The organism is Bradyrhizobium sp., from assembly GCF_030654605.1.
Classification (GTDB): domain Bacteria; phylum Pseudomonadota; class Alphaproteobacteria; order Rhizobiales; family Xanthobacteraceae; genus Bradyrhizobium.
On the sequence record NZ_JAURXB010000002.1, the window covers coordinates 1 to 5,785 of the forward strand.

Below are 5,785 nucleotides of genomic sequence, written 5' to 3' on the forward strand. Positions count from 1 at the left end.
GAGACACTGTCCCGCCGCGTTCAGCTTTTTCGGCGGCGCGCAGCCCGGCGGGGGCGTTACCGGCCTCGGCGGGGGCGGCGGCGGCGGCCGCACGCAATTCGGGAATGTGCCCGTCGTACCTGCGGGACAGCCCTGAGGTGGCGGCCGCACGCAGTTCGGGAACGTGCCCGTCGTGCCTGCGGGACAGACCTGAGGGGGCGGCCGCACGCAGTTGGGGAACGTGCCCGTCGTGCCTGCGGGACAGGCCTGAGGCGCCGGCTTCACGCAGTTGGGGAACGTGCCCGGCGTGCCTGCGGGACAGGCCTGGGGTGCCGGCTTCACGCAGTTGGGGAACGTGCCCGTCGTGCCTGCGGGACAGGCCTGGGGCGCCGGCTTCACGCAGTTCGGGAACGTGCCCGTCGTGCCTGCGGGACAGGCCTGAGGTGCCGGCTTCACGCAGTTCGGGAACGTGCCCGTCGTACCTGCGGGACAGGCCTGAGGTGGCGGAGCGAGGCGGATATTGGACGGCGGGTTACAGATTCCATTCGCACCAATCTGCAAGGGCCCCTTGCACAGGCAATTGGCCGACTGCGGGTTCTCGCCCGCGTTGCAGTTCCGTGGATTGGTGTTCGGCTTGATGACCGTCGGCGCCGTGCAGATCCCGTTCACGATGCTCATCGTGCTCGGGCACAGGCAATTCGCCGACTGCGGATTTTCGCCTGCACTGCAGCTCCGCGGATTGGTGTTCGGCTTGATCGTCGTCGGCGCCGTGCATATCCCGTTCACGATGCTCAGCGTGTTCGGGCACAGGCAATTCGCCGCCTGAGGATTCTCGCCCGCACTGCAGCTGCGTGGATTGGTGTTCGGCTTGATCGTCGTCGGCGCCGTGCAGATGTTGTTGACGATGTTCATGCTGTTCGGGCACAGGCAGTTTGCCGCCTGAGGATTTTCACCCGCACTGCATTGCCGAGGATTGGTGTTCGGCGCGGCGATCGTCGATGTCGGCTTGCAGTTTCCAGGTTGGCCGCTCGTTCCCGTTTTACAGGTGCAGGATGGCGCTACCCCGGTCGAGTCGGACGGACACTGCGCCGTCGTCGATCCCACGCAGGCGAAAGTGGAGAACGAGGTCCGCTGCGCGACCCAGTTCGGGTTATTGCAGCGGCATTGATCGCCGAGCATGACGCCGTCGCTGCATGACATACGGGTGCAGACGCCGTCCACGGCCCGCAGGCCGGTCGGACAGGCACAGGTGCCAGAGCCACGGTCCACGGTCCCGCCGGCGCAGGGAATGACCTTCTCCACGCATTTGCCGGGCGTGCCGGTCTGGGTGCGGGGATCGCAGGGGGCATCAGGCGCGCAATTGGGGCCTGACGTGCCTGCGGGGCATACTTTCGGCGCTGTCGAGGCCACACATTGAAAATTCCTGCCGCCGCCGCTGAGCGTGGTGCCGGCCGGACAGCCGCAAACGCCCTGTTCGATTTTTCCGCCGGTGCAGGTGATCGAGGCGTTGAGGTTGGTGCAAACGCCGTTGACGTTGGTTTGCCCGATCGCACAGACCGGATTCGGGGTGCCGGTCGGTAGGGGCGTCGGTGTCGCAACGATTACCGGTGTTGCAGTCGGCACCGGCGTGGGCGTGGACGTCGCAATCGGCGTCGGGGTCGGGACCGGAGTTGCGGTGGACACCGGTGTCGGCACCGGGTTTCTGTCCGGCACGCATTTGCCGATATTGCCCCCAATCCGGTAGGTGGTGCCGGGAGGACATCCCTGCCCGACCTGCACCGCCCCTGTGCAATTCGGCGGCGTGCCGACCAGCGGCGGCGGACAGCTCTGCGCCACCACGCAGTTCGGCGGCGTGCCGGTCTTGCCGGGGCCGCAGAACCGCTTGTTGCCGTAGATCTGCCCGAACTGCGGACGGCCTTGATCGACACCGAAAACGGTGCCCAACAGCAGCGGCGCGATCCGCGCGATCGAGGGCACGCAGGACAGCCTTGGATAATCGCCCCACGCGACCATTCCGACCGGGCAATAACAGGCGGGATAGCCGCGACGCGAGATCTCGACGACGCCGCCGCGGCAGGAGAGGTCGGTCATGCAACGGCCGCCAGGCCCCATCTGCCAGGGCGGGCAGCTGCCGCCGTCCCATTGGCATTCGCCAAAATCTTCCGACCACGCATAGCCGCGCGGACAGACCAGCGGTCTGGACCGCTCCGATGCGCGGCAGGATGAACCGGTCCAGTAGCCGCCGAGTTCGCGGCAATTGGAGAGGGCGGCATCGTAGGCGCTGTTGCGAGGCGCCGCCGCAACGACGGCACGGCTGGCGGGACTGACCTGCCACTGGCTGAAGGCTTCCTGATCCTGCCGGTAATCATCGACCAGTGCCGGCGCGCCGCCGGCTGCGATCAGGAAGCGATCGGTCTCGCGGTTGCGGAACTGGATGAACGTGGTGCCGTCCACCGGCTCAAAACTCCAATGCGCCTCGTCGGCGTCCGGGAGCGCCGTGGTCGCCCGCAATTTGCCGCCGACGTCGGTGAGGTAAGTCTTCTTCCACTGGTTCTTGATCCGCACGAAGGGTGAGCCCGGCACGGCTTCGAACATCCACTGGCCGCTGTCCCATTCCGGCTTGACGGCAGCGACATCGATGGTGCCGGAGGCCTGGCTATTGAGCGCGATAGCGGAATTGCCGCGCGGCGCGATGCGGTAGACACCGCTGAGCTGGAATTGCTCGATCGGGGAAATCTGGGGCAGCTGGGCCATCGCGGCTTGCGGCGCTGCGGCTGCAACGAGCGGTGGCGGAAGCTGCGGTGCGACCGGTGCCTGCACGACCGGCGGAGGCGGCGGCGAGGCAGGTGGCGCGACAACCGGCGCTGCCGCGATCGGCTGCTGTACGCCGGGCGGCGGCGACGCCAGCTGCGCGGACGCGACCCCGCCGACATCGATGGTGACGGGATCGGCGGTGGCGGTGAGGGCAAACAAGCATTTTTCCGCGTCGTCGGTCACGACCCAGGAATGGCCGGTAGAGGTTGTCTGCCGGAGCAGGTTGCCGCCCTCGATCAGGCCGTTGAATTTGCGATCGCCGTTCGGATCGATCCAGTACAGGCGCCGGCGTTCCGTGGAAGCGTTGCGGAACGCCAATTCGACGGGACCGCCGGCCTGCACCGATTTCAGGCTGCTCTCGGCGCTGCAGTCCTGCGACTGCGCCGCGCCCGGCGATATGGAAATCAAGGTCGCCGCACCAACCACCAGAGCGACAACGGCCGATCGCGTAAGAGGCAGAACTCGTTGCTGGACCAGATCGATGCGATGTCGCCGCGAAATCGGGAAAGCGTGCATCACGCGAGCCGCAATGGCGTTGATCATAATCGAATTCCCCAAAACTGGCCGAACGAGGCTCGAAATACCGAGCCCGCGGTGGGCTCGACCGGGTGCACCGATCGAAGATGCCCGAGCCTGCAAAAGCAAAAGCCTACACGGCGCCTCCCGCGCGCGCATTATCAATTTTGATTATGTGCGGCCAATTCAGCCGCGGACGGCCGGCGCGCTTCAGCTCTCCCCGGGATCTGGGCGAACCAGGGATATCCCGGCGAGAAGGGCGACGACTTCGGTTTGGCGCCGGCAGCCGGTCTTCTCCAGCACGCCTCGCACCTGCACCCGGACGGTATTCGGCGAAACGCCGTTGGCGCCGGCGAGGTCGTCGACCGTTTTCCCGGCGGCCAGGCCTCGCGCGACGCGGGCTTCGGCCGGCGTGAGGTCGAACAGGGACATCACCAGCTCGACCGGCGGCGAATCCGGCGCGGCGACCGGCATCAGAATGAAAACGGCGGCGCTGCGGGCGAAGATGTCGCGCGCGGAAAACCGGATGGGCACGAGATGGCCGACCATCAGCAAATCCGTCAGGGGATCACGGACCGGAAACGACCGGACACCGCCATTGTCGTGCAGCGCGACCCGGGCGAGCGCCTCGCCCAGCATGTCATCGGCGCGCCGGTCCATCAGGGTCACCCGGTCACCCGCCCGCCAGTACAGCAGATTGTCGAGACCTTCGATCAGGGTGTTGGCGGCGAGCACCTTGCCGCCCTCGTCCAGCACCAGCGCCGCCAGCCCCAGCGCGGCCAGTGTCTGGCTGGCGGCTTCAGCGCGGGCAAGGTGCAGGCGCGCCGCCATCAGCGCGGTGCGGGCAAAATGCGGGCGCAGCGTGTCCAGTCTTTGGATGGCCTCGGCGCTGGCCGGCCCCTGGGCGGCGGTGCGGGACAGCACGATCGAGATCGCCTCGCCGCTGGGCAGCTCAAACGCCGTCGCCGCGCCCCACCAAAGGCCCAGCTTGCGCCAGTTGTCGCGATAGATCGGCTCCTCGTCCAGTTCGGCTTCCGAACAGAGATCGACGTCGCGCAGAAAACCCTGATGGCGGCTCTCGTGAATGCGGGACATCAGCTGACCCCGCCAATACCAGCCGTCGGCGACAAAGCGCTCGGCGACAGGCCTGGAGTTCTTCGAAGCCGTCCAGGCCGTAACATCGGGGTTGGTGATGAACAGAGTGGCGCCGGCGGAATCGGAGATTTTCGAGGTCTGCTTCAGGACTTCCGGCCAGAGCTCCGGCACGAAGCCGCACTCGTAGATTCGGTCGATCAGCTCAGATTCCGTGGATTTGCTTTCCAACTGGCCCCGCCCGTCTGGCGCCGGGTGAAGACGCCCCGCCGATGATCGTGCCAAGGGATGGAACTTTTGTCGAGAGCAGGCGCGTCGACGCGCAGCCGCCTGGGCATCTCGGCAAAATCATGGGCATGGGCAATGGTGCCCAGGAAAGGACTGGATCGCCACTACCCGAAAAACACTGATTTTCCGCAGGTCCTTGAGCCGTCCGGTGAGCAGTTGTGTACCGGCTTTGTGTGCCGCTCGCAACCGCGCGGTGTAGTTAGCGGCAGTATTGGACATGGCCGCCGATGTGGCTGGTTGCAGACCGCGCTAGAGATTGGTTTTGGGTTCCGCAGGCTTTTGCCCTGCATCACGATGCGCGTCGTCGTCGATCAAGCGAGCGAGTTTCGACAGAGCCCAGTTGATTGGGTGAGGGTGCGCGGTCCGCTCGACCCCGGTTATCCGGATCACAAACGAGAGCAAGAGCCCGGCCAGGCTGGTCAGGGCAAACAAGAACAGCAACGGCACCATTACGAACAGCGCGAAGGCCCGATCCATGAACGTTTCGTCGTACCAGCTCCAATCGGTGCATTCCCACTTCGGGATGGTCTCTCCGCCCACAAAGATGATTTCGAACTGGCTAATCGCATACCAAACCGAAAACCCTCCGGCGATAACGCTAAGCCAGAAAAACCGAGATGCGTGGAGCCCAAAACTCTGGAACGCGAGGAGGGCGAGCCACGGCCACGCGAAGCCGAAATGCCACGCTAGCAGGCCGCTGGGCGTCGCGGACCTGTGGCAGAAAGCCACTTCGTTGGCGATCACATAAGCAAGGTGGATCTGGCCGAGCAGCAAGGCGGCGACGGTCGCGCCGGTGGCCCCAATTGCGACCATGGACTTGAAGCGCGATTCGTTCGCCACCGAGGCCTTCGCCGTTTACAATCGATCGGGGGATGAGCCGGAAAATCTACGTAACTCCGATCGAAGAAACAAATGTGACGCATCCGTCTAGCTTATCTCGCCTAGCATGCGACCGATGGCGGTGGGCGCATACGGTCGTCCGCTGCGGCTGATGAAGCCCGCCTTCGCCAGCTCAGCGGCCACGGCTCGCAATGAACGGCGCCCACCCTTCGGGGTTTTGCGCCGAAGCTTTCGAGCAAGCTCAAGCATACGCCCT

2 protein-coding genes and 1 pseudogene are annotated in these 5,785 nt (G+C 65.5%); all 3 read right to left on the bottom strand.

The genetic code is table 11. The features are described 5' to 3' along the window. A pseudogene (locus Q7U29_RS00045) lies at positions 1 to 3,201 on the bottom strand (hypothetical protein); the annotation flags it as partial. 318 nt (positions 3,202 to 3,519) lie between these two features. Then, the gene (locus Q7U29_RS00050) at positions 3,520 to 4,632 is read right to left on the bottom strand and encodes a helix-turn-helix transcriptional regulator (protein WP_304737189.1); all 1,113 of its coding nucleotides are present in this window, start codon (positions 4,630 to 4,632) and stop codon (positions 3,520 to 3,522) included. 306 nt (positions 4,633 to 4,938) lie between these two features. Beyond that, a complete protein-coding gene (locus tag Q7U29_RS00055) occupies positions 4,939 to 5,529 on the bottom strand; it encodes a hypothetical protein (RefSeq protein ID WP_304737190.1) in 591 nt (196 codons plus the stop codon). Positions 5,530 to 5,785: the final 256 nt, after the last annotated feature.